The 17,345-nt window shown below is 57.5% G+C and carries 11 protein-coding genes, 3 tRNA genes and 2 pseudogenes; 12 read left to right on the top strand and 4 right to left on the bottom strand.

Annotation, left to right across the window (positions count from 1 at the left end):
* Window positions 1-14: 14 nt before the first annotated feature.
* The 3 genes and pseudogenes from mscM to rsgA all read right to left on the bottom strand — a co-directional run bounded on the left by mscM (window position 15) and on the right by rsgA (window position 5,477).
* A pseudogene (mscM, locus tag AAHB66_RS01880) lies at window positions 15-3,339 on the bottom strand (miniconductance mechanosensitive channel MscM).
* Window positions 3,340-3,355: 16 nt separating this feature from the next.
* Window positions 3,356-4,324 (bottom strand): archaetidylserine decarboxylase, encoded by a 969-nt coding sequence (gene asd, locus AAHB66_RS01885; RefSeq protein WP_347115019.1) that lies wholly within the window; start codon window positions 4,322-4,324, stop codon window positions 3,356-3,358.
* Window positions 4,325-4,424: 100 nt separating this feature from the next.
* Complete coding sequence (rsgA, locus tag AAHB66_RS01890) at window positions 4,425-5,477, bottom strand: small ribosomal subunit biogenesis GTPase RsgA (RefSeq protein ID WP_347115021.1); 1,053 nt, start codon at window positions 5,475-5,477, stop codon at window positions 4,425-4,427.
* Between the two features lie 107 nt (window positions 5,478-5,584).
* On the opposite strand from rsgA, the gene orn reads away from it, so the two are divergent.
* From orn to AAHB66_RS01910, 4 genes are all read left to right on the top strand, one after another.
* The gene (gene orn / locus AAHB66_RS01895; protein WP_347115022.1) at window positions 5,585-6,130 is read left to right on the top strand and encodes an oligoribonuclease; all 546 of its coding nucleotides are present in this window, start codon (window positions 5,585-5,587) and stop codon (window positions 6,128-6,130) included.
* Window positions 6,131-6,329: 199 nt separating this feature from the next.
* Window positions 6,330-6,405, top strand: a tRNA-Gly gene (locus AAHB66_RS01900).
* Window positions 6,406-6,435: 30 nt separating this feature from the next.
* Window positions 6,436-6,511, top strand: a tRNA-Gly gene (locus AAHB66_RS01905).
* Window positions 6,512-6,596: 85 nt separating this feature from the next.
* Window positions 6,597-6,672 (top strand) — tRNA-Gly (locus AAHB66_RS01910).
* Window positions 6,673-6,942: 270 nt separating this feature from the next.
* Here AAHB66_RS01910 and queG read toward each other — a convergent pair.
* On the bottom strand, window positions 6,943-8,082 hold the full coding sequence (queG, locus tag AAHB66_RS01915) for a tRNA epoxyqueuosine(34) reductase QueG (protein ID WP_347115023.1): 1,140 nt from the start codon (window positions 8,080-8,082) through the stop codon (window positions 6,943-6,945).
* Between queG and nnr the strand changes: the two genes are divergently transcribed.
* The 8 genes and pseudogenes from nnr to hflK all read left to right on the top strand — a co-directional run.
* Window positions 8,081-9,607: a bifunctional ADP-dependent NAD(P)H-hydrate dehydratase/NAD(P)H-hydrate epimerase gene (gene nnr / locus AAHB66_RS01920; protein ID WP_347115024.1), complete on the top strand. Its 1,527-nt coding sequence runs from the start codon at window positions 8,081-8,083 to the stop codon at window positions 9,605-9,607. The two genes, queG and nnr, sit on opposite strands and share 2 nt — an antisense overlap.
* Window positions 9,600-10,061, top strand: a complete 462-nt coding sequence (tsaE, locus tag AAHB66_RS01925) for a tRNA (adenosine(37)-N6)-threonylcarbamoyltransferase complex ATPase subunit type 1 TsaE (RefSeq protein WP_333854738.1) — start codon at window positions 9,600-9,602, stop codon at window positions 10,059-10,061. The genes nnr and tsaE overlap by 8 nt, the downstream gene beginning before the upstream one ends.
* Window positions 10,062-10,077: 16 nt before the next feature.
* A complete protein-coding gene (gene amiB / locus AAHB66_RS01930; RefSeq protein WP_347115025.1) occupies window positions 10,078-11,412 on the top strand; it encodes an N-acetylmuramoyl-L-alanine amidase AmiB in 1,335 nt (444 codons plus the stop codon).
* A gap of 9 nt (window positions 11,413-11,421) precedes the next feature.
* Window positions 11,422-13,275, top strand: a complete 1,854-nt coding sequence (gene mutL, locus AAHB66_RS01935; protein ID WP_347115026.1) for a DNA mismatch repair endonuclease MutL — start codon at window positions 11,422-11,424, stop codon at window positions 13,273-13,275.
* Complete coding sequence (miaA, locus tag AAHB66_RS01940; RefSeq protein WP_347115027.1) at window positions 13,268-14,218, top strand: tRNA (adenosine(37)-N6)-dimethylallyltransferase MiaA; 951 nt, start codon at window positions 13,268-13,270, stop codon at window positions 14,216-14,218. The genes mutL and miaA overlap by 8 nt, the downstream gene beginning before the upstream one ends.
* Before the next feature lie 85 nt (window positions 14,219-14,303).
* A complete protein-coding gene (gene hfq / locus AAHB66_RS01945) occupies window positions 14,304-14,612 on the top strand; it encodes an RNA chaperone Hfq (protein WP_032616179.1) in 309 nt (102 codons plus the stop codon).
* Between the two features lie 76 nt (window positions 14,613-14,688).
* Complete coding sequence (hflX, locus tag AAHB66_RS01950) at window positions 14,689-15,969, top strand: ribosome rescue GTPase HflX (RefSeq protein WP_333854742.1); 1,281 nt, start codon at window positions 14,689-14,691, stop codon at window positions 15,967-15,969.
* Between the two features lie 116 nt (window positions 15,970-16,085).
* A pseudogene (gene hflK / locus AAHB66_RS01955) lies at window positions 16,086-17,337 on the top strand (FtsH protease activity modulator HflK); the annotation flags it as partial.
* Between the last annotated feature and the right edge of the window lie 8 nt (window positions 17,338-17,345).

Below are 17,345 nucleotides of genomic sequence, written 5' to 3' on the forward strand. Positions count from 1 at the left end.
CCGGGCACGCAGACTTACAAACTCCCCGCCGGGCGCTTCTTCGCCGCCGACGTTAAGGTTCTTCCCGTCTTACGCCCGTCCAGACTTTCCAGACGCATCTGGAACGGTGGGAACGGCAGGTCGATACCGTGTTCACGGAAGCCCGCCAGAATCAGCTGGTGGATCTCATGGCGCAGCGGCATACGATGACCCATCTCGGCCGCGTAAATACGCAGCTCGAAAATCTGGATCCCCTGCTGTAAATCCACCAGGAACACTTCCGGCTCTGGTGTGCTGATCACCAGCGAGCAGCGCTCGGCCGCCGTATAGAGGATCTGCGTCACCTCTTCGCTGTTGGCATCCGACGGGGCCGGTACGGTCAGCACCACACGCGTCACGGAGTCCGACAGCGACCAGTTAATAAACTGCTCAGTGATAAACGCCTTGTTGGGGACGATGATCTCTTTACGATCCCAGTCGCTGATGGTGGTGGCACGGGTGTTGATCTTCGTAATGCTGCCGGTCAGATCGCGGATCGTCACGGTATCACCAATACGGATCGGCTTTTCAAACAGGATGATCAGGCCAGAGATAAAGTTGGCAAAGATCTCCTGTAAACCAAACCCGAGCCCGACCCCGAGTGCTGCCACCAGCCACTGCAGTTTCGACCACTCAATGCCGATCATCGAGAAGCCGACCAGCCCGCCAAACAGCATCAGCAGGTATTTGGTGATGGTGGTGATGGCATATCCGGTGCCAGGGGTTAAATCCAGATGCTGCAACAGGGCAAGCTCCAGCAGCGCCGGGAAGTTACGGATCAGCTGGGTGGTGATGATGAACACCAGAATGGCGATCAGCACCGCCCCGAGCGTGATCGGCTCCAGGCTCTCCACCCCCCTGCACCGTCGAGGTCACATCCCAGAGGGTGATGTTTTCCAGGAAGCCAAACGCCGAATGAATTTCCGACCACAGCACAATCACGGACAGCAGGGCGATCAGCATCAGAATGGAACGGACCAGGCGCAGGGACTGGGTACTGATGGCATCCAGATCCAGCTCCGTTTCATCGACGTCCACCACCCCTTCGGTGCTGAGCATGTGGGCGGGCTCTTCTTCACCGCGCGCGCGCTGAGCGAGGATTTCGGCCCGGCGGTTTTTCGCCCGGTCGAAGGCCAGACGACGCCGCTGAATTAGCATCCAGCGGCGGATAACGTGGTAGACCACCAGCAGCAGGAACCAGATCGCCACCGAGGTTTCAAGACGCGCCAGCAGCGCCTGGGCGGTGGCCAGATAGCCAACGGCTGCCGCCAGAATCGCCGCCAGCGGGGCGCTAAGCAGCAAGTTCCACAGCATATGGTTGACCATGTTGTCGCCGCTGCCCTCTTTGTCGAGATAGAGCGGGATCCCGGCTTTTTTCAGGCTCAGCGTCACCACCGCCAGCGCACCGCAAATCAGGATAAAGCACAGACGACCGAGCGAGCCGGAAAACTCCCGATCGTTCAGGTTATCAAACATGATCAGGGCCATGATCAGCGGCACGATAAGCCCGATGCTCATCAGGTAGTAGCGCATTGCCCGCGCCACGCGATTGCGCGGCCAGCCAAAGTGGGCGACAAACAGGCCATTCGGACGGGCGAAGGTGGCGCAGATCATCACCACCCACAGCAGCGGCACGGTGGCCGTCACCCCGGCGCCGATGGCCACCGCCAGCGGATAAGGCCAGGCCTCGCGCAGGCCATAGCCGAGGGTCATCCACAGCACCGGCAGCGGGGAGGCGACCAGAATCGACCAGAAGACCGTGCGCAGCGTGAGCCAGAAATGGTCCTGTGTCACCTTACCGACGCGCGCGCTGGAGCGGTCGAGGAAGCGGGTGAAGTGACGGCGGGAGTAAATACTGAACCCGACCAGAATCAGCGCCCCCAGCAGCGGGAAAATCGTCTCCTTGCTGGTGAGCATCATCACGCTGGCTTTGCCGAGCTGGCTGAAAGTATCCAGCGAAATCAGACGCCGCAGATCCTGAACAATATCAATCGGCCAGGAGAAGGAGATCGGCCGCACGTCCGAGGTCCAGAACAGGTAGCGGTGCGTGGCCTCGTTAACCTCTTTTAACGCATCTTCCAACTGGCTGTTGGAGACCTTGAGTTTGGTCAGCTCGAGCAGCAGCGTATCGCCACCCTGGAGCAGGGAGTTCAGCAGCTCGCGTTGCGTTCTTAACTGGGCTTCGAGGATCCGGTTCTGCTCGGCGGTCAGCGGCTTGCCGTCCGGCTGGTGGATCTGGCGCAGCTGGGGCTGCTTATTGAGCAGATCTTCAAAGCGCAGACGCTGCACACGCAGCTGCGCCATTTCGGTATCAAGCTGCTGCGGTTTCGGCATTTCTGGCAGGCGGGCAACCTGGGCACGCAGGGCTTCACCCAGCAGGTTCGACGAACCCAGCCACTGCGACTGCTCGCGCAGCGTATTCAGTGCCTGACGCACCTGTAGGGTTTGATTGGTGGCCTGACGTTGCTGGGAGGCCACCAGATCCATACGCTGGGCCTGCTGGTTGAGGGCAGCAGAAAGCTCACGGTTGACCTTAAACTGCTCGACGATCCCGGTAGGCAGGTTCTCGCTGTTCTCTGCCAGCAGTTCTGTGCTCTCCAGCGCCCGCTCGGCTTCACGCTGGCGCTGGCTGTTGAGCTGATTGCGCAGCGCCTGAAGATAAGCATCGAGCTGCTCGCCCTGTTTTTTCGCCAGCTCAGAGCGCATCCGCGCCAGCTCCTGGCGATTGTTGGCCGAGAGCTGGGCCAGCTCCAGCTCATCCACCAGGGCTTTTAATCTGGCCGATTCTGCCTGTATACCCAGATTTTGTGCCTGGCTGAGGGCGGTATTGCCGGTTTGCGAACCGGCCCGGCGTTCAACCTCATTGAGCTGACGGCGGGCATCGGTTTGCTGCTGAGGCAGCTGGTTGAGGGAGTCAGCGATATCGCGGGCGCGCTCCTGCTCCTGCTGCGCCTGGCGGGTTTTTTCCAGCAACTGGCTGCTGACCTGCAGGATCTCCTGATTGAGGGTGTCAGAGGTCATGCCCGCAGGCACCTGGCGCGGCTCTTCACGCAGATCGCTCAGCTGCGCGCGCAGGGTTTGTGACAGTTTGGGGAAGTTATCGATGACCTGCTGATACTGCGTGGCACGCTCGAGGGAGCCTTTACGCTCCTCAAGCGCGTTAAGCGCAGCCTCGAGCGCCTCAACGGTTTCCGGCTGGGCGGGCTTTGCCGCCTTCGCCTGCTCCAGTTCCTGTGAGATTTGTTTGCTGTCGGGGGCCGTCGCTGCGTACGCCCCCGTACTGAGGCACCAGGCCATCAGCAAAGTGATAATCAGGCGCACGTCAGTTTACCTTTGCTTAGCTTTCGTCTTTTTTGTCATCAACCAGTGGGCTGGCGTCGAGCTCGGCAGTGATCTCTTCTGCAGTCAGCGGGGCAGGCTCTGCGTCCGTTGTCACGAAGGGCTCTGTCGACACCGCCAGCGGCTGGCCGAGTTTGGTCACGGACAGGCTTTCGAGCTGCTCAACCAGCTGCACTTTACCCGGGGCAAACAGGTTGATGACAGTCGATCCGAGCTTGAAGCGGCCCATCTCCTGACCCTTCAGCAGCGCCACTGAGCCTTCGCTTTCACCCGCAGGCCAGGTCCAGCGTTTGATTACGCCTTCGCGCGGCGGCGTAATGGTGCCGGCCCAGACGGTCTCAATGCTGCCGACAATGGTGGCACCCACCAGAATCTGCGCCATCGGGCCAAACTCGGTGTCGAACAGGCAGATAACGCGCTCGTTACGGGCGAAAAGGTTCGGTACGTTTTGCGCGGTCAGGTGATTTACCGAGAACAGATCGCCCGGCACGTAGATCATCTCCCGCAGAATGCCGTTGCACGGCATATGTACGCGGTGATAGTCGCGCGGCGACAGGTAGGTGGTGGCAAAAGAACCATTGCGGAACAGATCCGCCATCAGGTAGTTACCGGCCAGCAGGGCTTCCAGGCTGTAGTTGTGGCCTTTGGCCTGCAGGATCTTGTCGTTTTCGATCGCGCCAAGCTGGCTAATCACGCCGTCAGCAGGCATCACCAGCACGTTCGGGTCGGTATTCAGCGGACGCACTTCATCGCGCAGTGAACGGACAAAGAAATCGTTGAAGGTGCGGTAGCTGGCGGTATCCGGCTTCTGCGCTTCCTGCATATCGACCTTGTAGTATTTCACGAACAGATCGATCACCAGCTTGGTCAGCCAGCCCGCTCGTTTGCTCGCGCCCCAGCCCGCCAGGCGAGTGAGCCACAGTTTTGGCAGAATGTATTGAAGCGAAAGTTTAAATGAGTTTAACAAGGTAGCCTCCAGGCCATTGTTTTTGTCGTTCCTGATCCGGCTGTCAGACAGCCGGAACCTGAAAAAAGGGGGACGATTTTAGCGACGCTTAGCTTAGTTGTCAGTCATCAGATTCAGAAAAGCTTTTACGCGTTTTTACCTGCGCCATGCTTTCAAGAATATGGTGATAGTTCGCAAAACGGGTTTCCGCAATTTCACCGTTTTCGACCGCGGCACGAATGGCGCAGCCAGGGTCGTTATCGTGCTTACAGTCGCGGTATTTACACGCGCCTAAATAGTCGAGGAATTCGACAAAGCCGTTAAAGATTTGGTCGGGTTCGAGATGCCACAGGCCAAATTCACGCACCCCCGGGGAGTCGATCACATCGCCGCCGTGCGGGAAGTGATACAGGCGCGAAGCGGTGGTGGTGTGCTGACCGAGACCGGAGTTATCAGAGACGTCGTTGGTCAGGATCTCCTGCGGCAGACCGAGCAGGTTGTTCAGCAGGCTGGATTTACCCACCCCGGACTGACCGGCAAAAATACTGATGCGATCGGTCAATGCCTCTTCGAGCGGCTTCAGGCCATTCTGCGTCCGGCTCGAGACCATCAGTACGCGATAGCCAATCTTGCGATAGATATCCATCTGCTCATTAACAAAGTCCATGCCTTCGCCGTCGAGCAGGTCAATCTTGTTCAGGACAATCAGCGGTTCAACCTGCAGGGTTTCGCAGGCGACGAGATAGCGGTCAATAATGTTCAGCGACAGTTCGGGCAGGATCGCTGAGACAATCACGATCTGATCGATATTGGCGGCAATAGGTTTTACGCCGTCGTAGAAGTCGGGGCGCGTCAGAACCGACGTGCGCTCATGCACGGCTTCTACGATACCTTTCACCGTCACACCTTCTGCTGCGGCTTTACCCGGACGCCATACCACGCGATCGCCGGTCACCAGCGAGCGGATTGTGCGGCGGATATTACAGCGGTGAACGTCGCCATCGCCTGATTCCACGTCGGCATGCATACCGAAGCGGCTAATCACGATGCCTTCCGCGGGCTCGCCAAACAGGTTGTCGTCGTAATCGACCTTCTCCGAAGTGGTTTTAAGACGGCGCTGGTGATTGGCTTTCACGCGGCGCTGCTGCCCTTTGGAGAGTTTATTTTTACTCAATCGTGCTGGCTCCTGGTCGCCCATATTGGGCAAAACCTCTATGATACACACTAATTAATACTAGTTAACCTGCCACGGCCGGTTATGCGAGAAGGGTGGAAAATAACATGAGTGCAGATGAAAACAATCTGATTTGGATCGATCTGGAGATGACCGGACTGGATCCCGAGCGCGATCGCATTATTGAGATCGCCACGCTGGTGACCGACGCGCACCTGAATGTGCTGGCGGAAGGGCCAACGATTGCCGTGCACCAGTCCGATGCGCAGCTGGCGCTGATGGACGACTGGAACGTGCGCACCCACACCGGCAGCGGGCTGGTGGATCGCGTTAAAGCCAGTCAGCTTGGCGATCGTGAAGCCGAACTGGCCACGATTGAGTTCCTCAGGCAGTGGGTGCCGCAGGGCAAGTCACCGATCTGCGGCAACAGCATCGGCCAGGATCGCCGCTTCCTGTTTAAGTACATGCCGGAGCTGGAAGCGTATTTCCACTACCGTTACCTTGATGTCAGCACCCTGAAAGAGCTGGCCCGTCGCTGGAAACCGGAAATACTGGATGGCTTTAAGAAGCAGGGCACTCATCAGGCCATGGACGATATCCGCGAGTCGGTGGCGGAACTGGCTTACTACCGCGAACATTTTATTAAATTATAAGCGGCAGGCCCGGCGGGGCAGCACTTGCCGGGTCTAAACTGTTAAAACGATTTAAAAATGCGCAATGTGACGAATATTGCAGCACTTGAACTAAATTTATAAAAAAACGCTTTTGGGGGGGGTTGCAGCAGAAAGGATTTCTCGTATAATGCGCCTCCCGTAACGACAGAGAATTCATCGTTACGACAGCACAGATTTTGCGGGAATAGCTCAGTTGGTAGAGCACGACCTTGCCAAGGTCGGGGTCGCGAGTTCGAGTCTCGTTTCCCGCTCCAAATCTTTCGCTGCGCAGTAAGACCACCCAAGCGGGAATAGCTCAGTTGGTAGAGCACGACCTTGCCAAGGTCGGGGTCGCGAGTTCGAGTCTCGTTTCCCGCTCCAAAATTTGAAAGGTATCGCAAGATACGCACCACCAAAATCGCAGGATTTCAGGTTGCAACAAAGCGGCTTGAAAGACGAAGATTAAGCGGGAATAGCTCAGTTGGTAGAGCACGACCTTGCCAAGGTCGGGGTCGCGAGTTCGAGTCTCGTTTCCCGCTCCAAATTTTTTCTCCTCCTCCAGATATCCACCGCGGAAAGCCCCGCCGGGGATGATTTGTTTCATTTCTGACAAACTCTTCTTAACAGACTTATCCACAGCTTTGTCTTTTTTCAGCGAATAGCCAAATACTTCGCCTGATGAATAGTAACTTTATAATTTGTTGAAAATAATAAAGAAAATTTCATTTCAAAATGTTAAGCCGATCACTTGACCTGTAGCCGGGCCCGGACTAACTCTGGCTTTTAAATTTTATTCACAGCCTGTGGAAACATCATGCATCCCGCGGCAGCCCTTTTTCCACCACCCGTACCAGCCTGATTTTCTGCGGTAATTGCACCTCGACGACGCAGGCATTTCGCTTGGCGATTTGCTGCGCAACCGCCCACTCTATGTGTTCATCAAGAAGTGGGTGCTCACCTCGGCGACTTTCCAGGGCCTGAATATTGGCTTCGTCCCAGGGGGCATTTCCCAGCGCGACCGCGACATTTCGCAGCCAGCGCAGATGCCCGATGCGGCGAATCGCCGATCCCTCCGTTACCTTCAGAAACCAGGCTTCGCTCCAGGCAAACAGCTCGATGAGCGGCGGCGCGTGCAGGGCCTTACGCGGGCTGAAGTCGTCCTCCTCCGTTAACTGCGAATAACGGTTCCACGGGCAGATCAGCTGACAATCATCGCAGCCATAAATGCGATTGCCGATTAACGGCCGAAACTCTTCCGGGATCGCCCCTTCAAGTTCTATGGTCAGGTAGGAGATGCAGCGTCGGGCATCGACGGTGTAAGGCTCAACGATGGCCCCGGTAGGGCAGATAGTCATGCAGGCCACACAGCGCCCGCAGCCGTCCTCGACCGGCTTATCCACCGGCAGGGGAAGATCAATCAGCAGTTCACCGAGGAAGAAGAAGGAGCCGGCGTCACGGCTGAGGATAAGTGAGTGCTTACCTGTCCAGCCAAGCCCCGCTTTTTCAGCCAGCGGGCGCTCAAGTACAGGCGCGGAATCGACAAAGGGTCTAAAATTCAGCGTGGCGCACTGCTGCTGGATCATTTCCCCGAGCTTTTTGAGCCGGTTACGCAACAGTTTGTGGTAATCACGCCCCAGGGCATAACGGCTGACGTATCCCAGCGTGGGGTCTTTCAGCGTACTGGCAAAGGCGGCCCGGGCGGGAAGGTAGTTCATACGTACGCTGATCACGCGCAGGGTCCCTGGCAACAGTTCATGCGGACGGGCGCGCATCATGCCGTGACGCGCCATCCACTCCATCTCGCCGTGGTATTGATTATCCAGCCATGCCTGGAGCTTAGGCTCGCTGGCAGAGAGATCGGTATCGGTGATACCCACGTGTTGAAAACCAAGCTCAGCGCCCCACTGTTTAATGTTTTGCGCTAACTGATTGAGATCGAGGGGCTGTGACATGACGGACCATACTGTGAAGAAAAACCCCGCAAGTATACCACACTCTGTCTGGCCAGCGGAGGCGCTACGTCGCCTCGAAAAAGAGGCGGCAGACAGCATTGGCATGACGCTTTATGAGCTGATGCAGCGCGCGGGCGAGGCGGCTTTTGCCGTTGCCCGCACAGCGTATCCGCAGGCCAGACACTGGCTGATCCTGTGCGGCCATGGCAACAACGGCGGCGATGGCTATGTGGTTGCCCGACTGGCGCTTGCCGCCGGTATAACCGTGACGTTGCTGGCGCTGGAGAGCGAAAAACCGCTTCCCGAAGAGGCGACAAAAGCGCGGGAAACCTGGCTGGAGGCGGCGGGGGTTATCCATGCCGCAAATACAGTCTGGCCCGAAGGCGTCGATCTGATTATTGACGGCCTGCTGGGCACCGGTTTACGCAGCGCACCACGCAATCAGATTGCCAGATTAATCACGCACGCCAACCAGCATCCGGCTCCCGTCGTTGCGCTGGATATCCCCTCCGGGCTGAACGCACAGACGGGCACCACGCCCGGCGAAGTCATCCACGCTGACCATACGGTGACCTTTATCGCTCTTAAACCCGGCCTGCTGACCGGGAAAGCGCGGGATGTGGTTGGCGTGTTGCACCATAACGCCCTCGGCCTGGAGGGCTGGCTCGCCGGGCAGGAGACGACAATCAGCCGCTTTGATGCCGCGCAACTGGCTCACTGGCTCCCTCCGCGTCGGCCCACCTCCCATAAGGGCGATCACGGCCGGCTGGTGATTATCGGCGGCGACCACGGCACCGCGGGCGCTATCCGCATGACCGGCGAAGCGGCGCTGCGGACGGGTGCCGGGCTGGTGCGCGTCCTGACCCGCCGCGAAAATATTGCCCCGATCGTGACCGCCCGGCCTGAGCTGATGGTGCACGAACTGACGGCCGAGGCGCTGGACGAGAGCCTGCAGTGGGCCGAGGTGGTGGTGATTGGTCCCGGCCTGGGTCAGGAGCCGTGGGGGAAAGAGGCGCTACGGAAGGTGGAGAATTTTCGCCATGCCATGCTGTGGGACGCTGACGCGCTGAACCTTCTGGCAATCAACCCGGATAAACGTCACAATCGCATCCTGACGCCGCACCCTGGCGAGGCCGCGCGCCTGCTTAACTGCAGCGTTGCAGAAATTGAAAGCGATCGCTTACATTCTGCCCAGCGTCTGGTAAAACGTTACGGTGGTGTGGTGGTGCTGAAAGGCGCTGGCACCGTCGTCGCCAGTGAAAGCGGGCTGGCAGGCATCATTGATGCAGGTAATGCTGGCATGGCGAGCGGCGGCATGGGCGATGTGCTTTCCGGTATTATCGGGGCGTTGCTCGGACAGAAACTGGCGCTTTATGATGCCGCCTGCGCAGGCTGCGTCGCCCATGGTGCAGCCGCCGACGGGCTGGCTGACCAGTACGGCACGCGCGGCATGCTGGCAACCGATCTTTTTGACACGCTGCGGCGTGTTGTTAACCCGGAAATAATTGACGTAGAAAATGATTAATCGAGTGATCCCTTTACCCGACGAACAGGCAACTTTAGATCTTGGCCAGCGCGTGGCGCAGGCCTGCGAGGGCGCAACCGTCATTTATCTGTATGGCGACCTTGGCGCGGGTAAGACCACCTTTAGCCGGGGCTTCTTACAGGCGCTGGGACATCAGGGAAACGTGAAAAGCCCGACCTATACCCTGGTTGAGCCCTACACCCTCGACAACCTGATGGTGTACCACTTCGATCTCTATCGCCTTGCCGATCCTGAAGAGCTGGAATTTATGGGGATCCGTGACTATTTCGCCAACGATGCCATCTGCCTCGTAGAGTGGCCGCAGCAGGGAACAGGCGTCTTGCCTGATCCGGATGTTGAAATTCACCTGGAGTATCAGGCGCAAGGGCGTGAAGCCCGCGTCACTGCTGTCTCCGAATCAGGTAACGCCATACTGGCCCGGTTAGCCGGTTAAAAGAAGAGATAACGGGATGATTAATCGCGTTAAGAGTTGGTTGATGGCTGCAACGGTGCTGTTTTGTGCGCAGGCCGGGGCGGCAACCTTGTCCGATATTCAGGTATCCAACGGCGACAATCAGGCCAGGATCACCTTCAGCTTTATGGGCGATCCTGAGTATGCGTTTTCGCAGGACGATAAACGCAGCGTCGCGCTGGATATTAAACAGACCGGTGTCATTAAAGGACTGCCGCTCCAGTTCAGCGGCAACAACCTGGTGCACAGCATTCGTTCCGGCACGCCGAAAGACGATCAGTCCCTGCGCCTGGTGGTCGATTTAACACAGAACGGCAAGACCCGGGCGGTGAAGCAGCAGAACGGCGCGAACTATATGGTGATCTTTACCATCAACGCTGATGCACCGCCGCCGCCTCCGCCACCGCCGGTGGTGGTGAAGCGGGTGGAAGCGCCTGTTGTGGCACAGCGCCCTTCAGAGCCGGCCCGCAATCCGTTTAAATCCGGCAGCGATCGTATTACCAGCGTCACCAGCAGCAACACGGTGACCCGTCCGGCGGCACAGGCGCGCCAGGTCAACGGCGATAAAGTCATTATTGCGATTGATGCCGGACACGGTGGCGATGATCCGGGCGCTATCGGGCCGGGCGGGACGCGTGAGAAGAACGTGACCATCGCCATTGCCCGTAAGCTGCGGACGTTGCTGAATGACGACCCGATGTTTAAAGGCGTCCTGACCCGCGACGGCGATTATTTTATCTCGGTCATGGGCCGTTCTGACGTGGCGCGTCAGCAGAACGCTAATTTCCTCGTCTCTGTGCATGCCGATGCGGCTCCCAACCGCAACGCGACGGGGGCATCCGTATGGGTGCTTTCCAACCGTCGTGCTAACAGCGAAATGGCAAACTGGCTTGAGGAACATGAAAAACAATCCGAGCTGTTAGGCGGGGCAGGTGATGTGCTGGCAAACAGCCAGTCGGATCCCTACCTGAGCCAGGCGGTACTGGATTTACAGTTCGGCCATTCTCAGCGCGTCGGGTATGATGTGGCGACTAATGTCCTGAATCAGCTGCAAAGTGTCGGTTCCCTGCACAAGCGCCGCCCGGAACATGCCAGCCTGGGCGTTCTGCGCTCGCCGGATATCCCGTCCATCCTGGTGGAAACGGGCTTTATCAGTAATAACGGCGAAGAGCGTCTGCTGGGCAGCGACAGCTACCAGCAGCAGATTGCCGAAGCAATTTACAAAGGCCTGCGTAACTATTTTGATACGCATCCGCTCCAGTCTGCACCGCAGGGTGGCGCGGGGCAGACCGCCAGCGCCGTTTTACCGGGCGAGTCGACCTCGACCAACTAAGGAGATTTCATGCCGATTCAGGTTCTGCCGCCGCAGCTTGCGAACCAAATCGCCGCCGGTGAGGTGGTAGAACGCCCTGCGTCGGTAGTGAAAGAGCTGGTGGAAAACAGTCTCGATGCGGGCGCGACCCGCATCGACATTGATATTGAACGCGGCGGTGCGAAGCTCATTCGGATCCGCGATAACGGCTGCGGCATCAAAAAAGAGGAGCTGGCGCTGGCGCTGGCCCGTCACGCGACCAGCAAAATCGCCTCCCTCGACGATCTCGAAGCCATTATCAGCCTCGGTTTTCGCGGCGAAGCGCTGGCCAGCATCAGCTCCGTCTCCCGCTTAACGCTCACCTCCCGCACCGCAGAACAGCCGGAAGCCTGGCAGGCTTATGCCGAAGGCCGGGATATGGACGTGACGGTGAAACCTGCCGCGCATCCGGTGGGCACCACGCTGGAAGTGCTGGATCTCTTCTACAACACCCCTGCGCGGCGCAAATTTATGCGCACCGAGAAAACCGAATTCGGCCATATCGACGAGATTATTCGCCGCATCGCGCTGGCGCGTTTCGATGTCACCATCAACCTGAGCCATAACGGCAAGATGATGCGCCAGTATCGCGCCGTGGCGCAGGGTGGACAGAAAGAGCGCCGGCTGGGTGCCATCTGCGGTACGCCGTTTCTGGAACAGGCGCTGGCCATTGAGTGGCAGCACGGCGATCTGATCCTGCGCGGCTGGGTGGCGGACCCCAAAGCAAGCAGTGCAGCGTTTGCGGAGATCCAGTATTGCTACGTCAACGGGCGCATGATGCGTGACCGCCTGATCAACCATGCCATCCGACAGGCGTGCGAGGATAAACTCGGTGCCGGGGAGCAGCCCGCTTTTGTGTTGTATCTGGAGATCGACCCGCATCAGGTGGATGTGAATGTCCATCCGGCGAAGCATGAAGTGCGTTTTCATCAGTCGCGGCTGGTGCATGATTTCATCTACCAGGGCGTGCTGAGCGTATTGCAGCAGCAGGCCGAGCCAACCCTGCCGCTGAGCGACGTGGAGCCTGCGCCGCGTCCGATCCCGGAAAACCGCGTTGCGGCGGGCAGAAACCAGTTTGCTGAACCGGCAGTCGCCCGTGAACCGGCGGCGCCGCGCTTTGCCTCCGGCGGCACAACTTCTCGTGCATCGGGTGCCAGCTATCCCCATGCCCAGCCGGGCTATCAAAAACAGGCGGGCGCGGTCTATCGCACGCTGCTGGATACCCCAGCCCAGGCCCCGGTACAGAAAACAGAAGAGGTTGCGCCTGCGACCTCTGGATTGGTGGGACATAGCCAGAGTTTTGGCCGGGTGCTGACCATCGTAGCGCCGGATGCGGCCCTGCTGGAGCGTGATGGCCAGCTGGCGCTGCTATCCCTACCAGTGGCCGAACGCTGGTTGAAACAGGCGCAGCTTGCGCCCGGTCCGCATCAGGCCTGCGCCCAGCCGCTGTTGATCCCGGTGCGGATAAAAATCTCGCCGCAGGAGACGCAGGTTATCCAGCGCTATCAAAAGGCGCTGGCTGAAATGGGCATCGAAGTAGTGACCGAAGCGCACCATGTCACGCTTCGGGCGGTGCCTTTACCCTTACGCCAACAAAATTTACAAAACTTGATTCCTGAACTGATAGGCTACCTGGCGCAACAAACGACGTTTGATGCCGCCAACACCGCGCAGTGGATCGCCCGCCAGCTGGCCAGCGAACATTCGGCGTGGAGTATGGCGCAGGCGATCACGGTGCTGGCGGAGGTCGAACGCCTCTGTCCGCAGCTTGTGAAAGCACCGCCGGGTGGTTTGTTGCAACCTGTAGATCTACATTCGGCGATGAACGCCCTGAAAAATGAGTGACTTGAGTAATACCAGCCTGCCTAAGGCGATATTTTTGATGGGGCCAACGGCCTCCGGTAAAACCGCGTTAGCCATTGAGTTACGTAAAGTTTTGCCAGTAGAGTTGATTAGCGTTGATTCCGCCCTTATTTATCAGGGGATGGATATTGGTACGGCAAAGCCTAACGCGGATGAATTACGCGCGGCACCGCACCGATTACTGGATATTCTCGACCCGGCACAGGCTTACTCAGCGGCAGATTTTCGTCGCGATGCGCTGGCAGAGATGGCAGAGATCACTGCAGCAGGGCGTATTCCCCTGTTAGTGGGTGGAACAATGCTCTATTTCAAGGCCTTACTGGAAGGGTTATCGCCGTTGCCATCGGCGGACCCGGCGGTAAGAGCAAAAATTGAGCAACAGGCGGCAGAGCAGGGATGGGGTGCGCTGCACGAGCAACTGGCTGAAATCGATCCTGTTGCCGCAGCACGTATTCATCCAAATGATCCGCAAAGGCTTTCCCGGGCACTGGAAGTTTTTTTCATTTCGGGTAAAACTTTAACGGAACTGACGCAAACGTCAGGAGAGGCTCTGCCGTATCAGGTGCATCAGTTCGCCATCGCCCCGGCGAGCCGTGAACTGCTCCATCAGCGAATTGAGCAGCGTTTTCATCAGATGTTAGCTTCAGATTTTGAAGCAGAAGTGCGGGCGCTATTTGCCCGTGGAGATTTGCATACGGATATGCCTTCCATTCGTTGTGTGGGTTATCGCCAGATGTGGTCATACATTGAAGGTGAGATTTCACATGATGAAATGGTTTATCGAGGTATTTGCGCCACGAGACAGTTGGCGAAGCGCCAGATAACCTGGTTGCGCGGTTGGGATGGTGTTCACTGGTTAGACAGTGAAAAGCCACAACAGGCGTTACATGATGTATTACAGGTTGTTGGTGATATCGCAGACTGAATGTGTACAATTAAGCCGTATCGTGCGCAATTTTTCAGAATCGCAAGGTTCTAAGTACAAAACAAGCATATAAGGAAAAGATAGAATGGCTAAGGGGCAATCTTTACAAGATCCGTTCTTGAACGCACTGCGTCGTGAACGTGTTCCAGTTTCTATTTATTTGGTGAATGGTATTAAGCTGCAAGGTCAAATTGAGTCCTTCGATCAGTTCGTGATCCTGTTGAAAAACACGGTCAGCCAGATGGTCTACAAGCACGCGATTTCTACTGTTGTTCCGTCTCGCCCGGTATCTCATCACAGCAATAACGCTGGCGGCGGGTCCAGTAACTACCATCATGGCAGCAACGCGCAGGGTTCTTCTGCGCCTGCGCAGGACAGTGAAGAAACCGAATAAGGTTACTGGCTGTTATTTCCATATCGGGGAGCCAGGTTTCTGCGTTCCCCGCTGATCTTTTTTGAGAGGTTTACGCTTGTTTGACCGTTATGATGCCGGTGAGCAGGCGGTGCTGGTACACATCTATTTTTCGCAAGACAAAGATATGGAAGATCTCCAGGAGTTTGAAGCTCTGGTCTCTTCCGCCGGTGTCGAAGCAATGCAGGTGATTACCGGTAGCCGTAAAGCGCCGCACCCAAAGTATTTTGTTGGTGAAGGTAAAGCAGTAGAGATTGCGGATGCCGTTAAAGCGACCGGCGCATCGGTCGTGCTTTTTGATCACGCCCTGACACCGGCCCAGGAACGCAACCTGGAACGTCTGTGTGAATGCCGTGTTATCGATCGGACGGGTTTGATTTTAGACATTTTTGCTCAACGTGCACGTACCCATGAAGGGAAACTGCAGGTTGAGCTGGCGCAGTTGCGCCATCTGGCGACGCGCCTGGTGCGTGGCTGGACACACCTTGAAAGACAGAAAGGCGGGATTGGTTTGCGCGGCCCGGGTGAAACCCAGCTCGAAACCGACCGTCGCTTGCTGCGTGGCCGTATAACCCAGATCCTCTCTCGGCTGGAAAAAGTTGAGAAGCAACGTGAGCAGGGGCGCCGCTCCCGCCAGAAAGCAGACATCCCGACGGTGTCGCTTGTCGGTTATACCAACGCCGGTAAATCCACCCTGTTTAACCAGATAACTGAGGCCCAGGTGTATGCCGCAGACCAGCTGTTTGCGACCCTGGATCCGACGCTGCGCCGCATTGATGTGACGGACGTCGGTGAGACCGTGCTGGCGGATACCGTTGGGTTTATCCGTCATCTGCCGCACGATCTGGTGGCCGCGTTTAAAGCCACCCTGCAGGAGACCCGTCAGGCGACGTTGCTGTTGCACGTGATTGACGCTGCGGATGTACGCCTGCAGGAAAACATTGACGCAGTGAATATCGTGCTGGAAGAAATTGACGCGCACGAGATCCCGACGCTGCTGGTGATGAACAAGATCGATATGCTGGACGGTTTTGAGCCGCGTATCGACAGGAATGAAGAGAACATACCGATTCGGGTCTGGCTTTCTGCCCAGACCGGTGTCGGTGTACCACTGCTTTTCCAGGCCTTAACAGAACGTCTTTCCGGTGAAGTGGCCCAGCACACGCTGCGTCTGCCACCCGAGGAAGGCCGACTGCGCAGCCGTTTTTATCAGCTTCAGGCGATAGAAAAAGAGTGGATGGAGGATGACGGCAGCGTGGGGTTGCAAGTGCGTATGCCGATCGTTGACTGGCGTCGCCTCTGTAAACAAGAACCTGCGCTGGTCGACTACGTCGTCTGACCGGAAAGGAGATGCCTGAAGGTTTTTGCCCTTTGGGATACCCGAATCGCCATGGATGCTCCGGCATGCCAGGCGTTTGAAGGTATATCACCGCATAACAAATATGGAGCACATACATGGCGTGGAATCAGCCCGGTAATAACGGACAAGACCGCGACCCGTGGGGGAGCAGCAATAATCAAGGCGGCAACTCCGGGGGGAAATGGCAACAAAGGTGGTCGCGAGCAGGGGCCACCCGATCTGGATGATATCTTCCGCAAGCTGAGTAAAAAGCTGGGCGGTCTTGGCGGTGGTAAGGGCACTGGCGGCGGTACTGGCCAGGGGCCGCGTCCTCATATGGGCGGTCGTGTCGTTGGCATTGTTGCGGCAGCAGCCGTGATTATCTGGGCTGCCAGCGGGTTCTACACTATCAAAGAAGCCGAGCGCGGTGTTGTCACCCGTTTTGGTAAATTCAGCCATCTGGTTGAGCCAGGCCTGAACTGGAAGCCAACCTTTATCGATGACGTCACGGCGGTGAACGTTGAGTCGGTGCGTGAGCTGGCGGCGTCCGGCGTAATGCTGACGTCTGACGAAAACGTGGTGCGCGTTGAGATGAACGTGCAGTATCGCGTGACCGATCCACAGCACTATCTGTTTAGCGTGACCAGTGCCGATGACAGCCTGCGTCAGGCTACCGACAGCGCCCTGCGCGGCGTGATCGGTAAATACACTATGGACCGTATTCTGACCGAAGGTCGTACCGTTATTCGTAGCGATACCCAGCGCGAGCTGGAAGAGACCATCCGTCCGTACAACATGGGTATCACCCTGCTGGACGTCAACTTCCAGGCTGCTCGTCCGCCGGAAGAGGTGAAAGCGGCGTTTGACGATGCAATTGCTGCCCGTGAAAACGAACAGCAGTACATCCGTGAAGCGGAAGCGTACATCAACGAAGTACAGCCGCGTGCAAACGGTCAGGCACAGCGTATCCTCGAAGAAGCGCGCGCCTATAAGACTCAGACCATCCTCGAAGCTCAGGGTGAAGTGGCGCGTTTCGCGAAGCTGCTGCCTGAATATAAAGCCGCGCCGGAAATTACCCGCGAGCGTCTCTATATCGAGACCATGGAGAAGGTGCTGAGCCATACCCGTAAGGTACTGGTGAATGACAGCAAAAATGGCAACCTGATGGTTCTGCCACTGGATCAGATGCTGAAAGGCGGTAACGCCGCTGGCGCGAAGAATGACACCAGCGGGGCGAATAACCTGCTGCGTCTGCCACCGGCGTCAACAGGCAACTCCAGCGCAAATACCACCTCTTCTTCAAACGATGGTGACATCATGGACCAACGCCGCGCCAACGCGCAGCGTAACGACTACCAGCGTCAGGGGGGAATAAC

Source organism: Leclercia sp. S52 (genome assembly GCF_039727615.1).
Taxonomy (GTDB): Bacteria; Pseudomonadota; Gammaproteobacteria; order Enterobacterales; family Enterobacteriaceae; genus Enterobacter; species Enterobacter adecarboxylatus_B.

What these genes read in the sequence shown, in the direction of transcription:
- queG (WP_347115023.1), bottom strand. Translation starts at nt 8,082, where the DNA reads ATGTCACAGCCCCTCGATCTCAATCAGTTAGCGCAAAACATTAAACAG.
- miaA (WP_347115027.1), top strand. Translation starts at nt 13,268, where the DNA reads ATGAGTGACTTGAGTAATACCAGCCTGCCTAAGGCGATATTTTTGATG.
- amiB (WP_347115025.1), top strand. Translation starts at nt 10,078, where the DNA reads ATGATTAATCGCGTTAAGAGTTGGTTGATGGCTGCAACGGTGCTGTTT.
- orn (WP_347115022.1), top strand. Translation starts at nt 5,585, where the DNA reads ATGAGTGCAGATGAAAACAATCTGATTTGGATCGATCTGGAGATGACC.
- nnr (WP_347115024.1), top strand. Translation starts at nt 8,081, where the DNA reads ATGACGGACCATACTGTGAAGAAAAACCCCGCAAGTATACCACACTCT.
- tsaE (WP_333854738.1), top strand. Translation starts at nt 9,600, where the DNA reads ATGATTAATCGAGTGATCCCTTTACCCGACGAACAGGCAACTTTAGAT.
- hfq (WP_032616179.1), top strand. Translation starts at nt 14,304, where the DNA reads ATGGCTAAGGGGCAATCTTTACAAGATCCGTTCTTGAACGCACTGCGT.
- mutL (WP_347115026.1), top strand. Translation starts at nt 11,422, where the DNA reads ATGCCGATTCAGGTTCTGCCGCCGCAGCTTGCGAACCAAATCGCCGCC.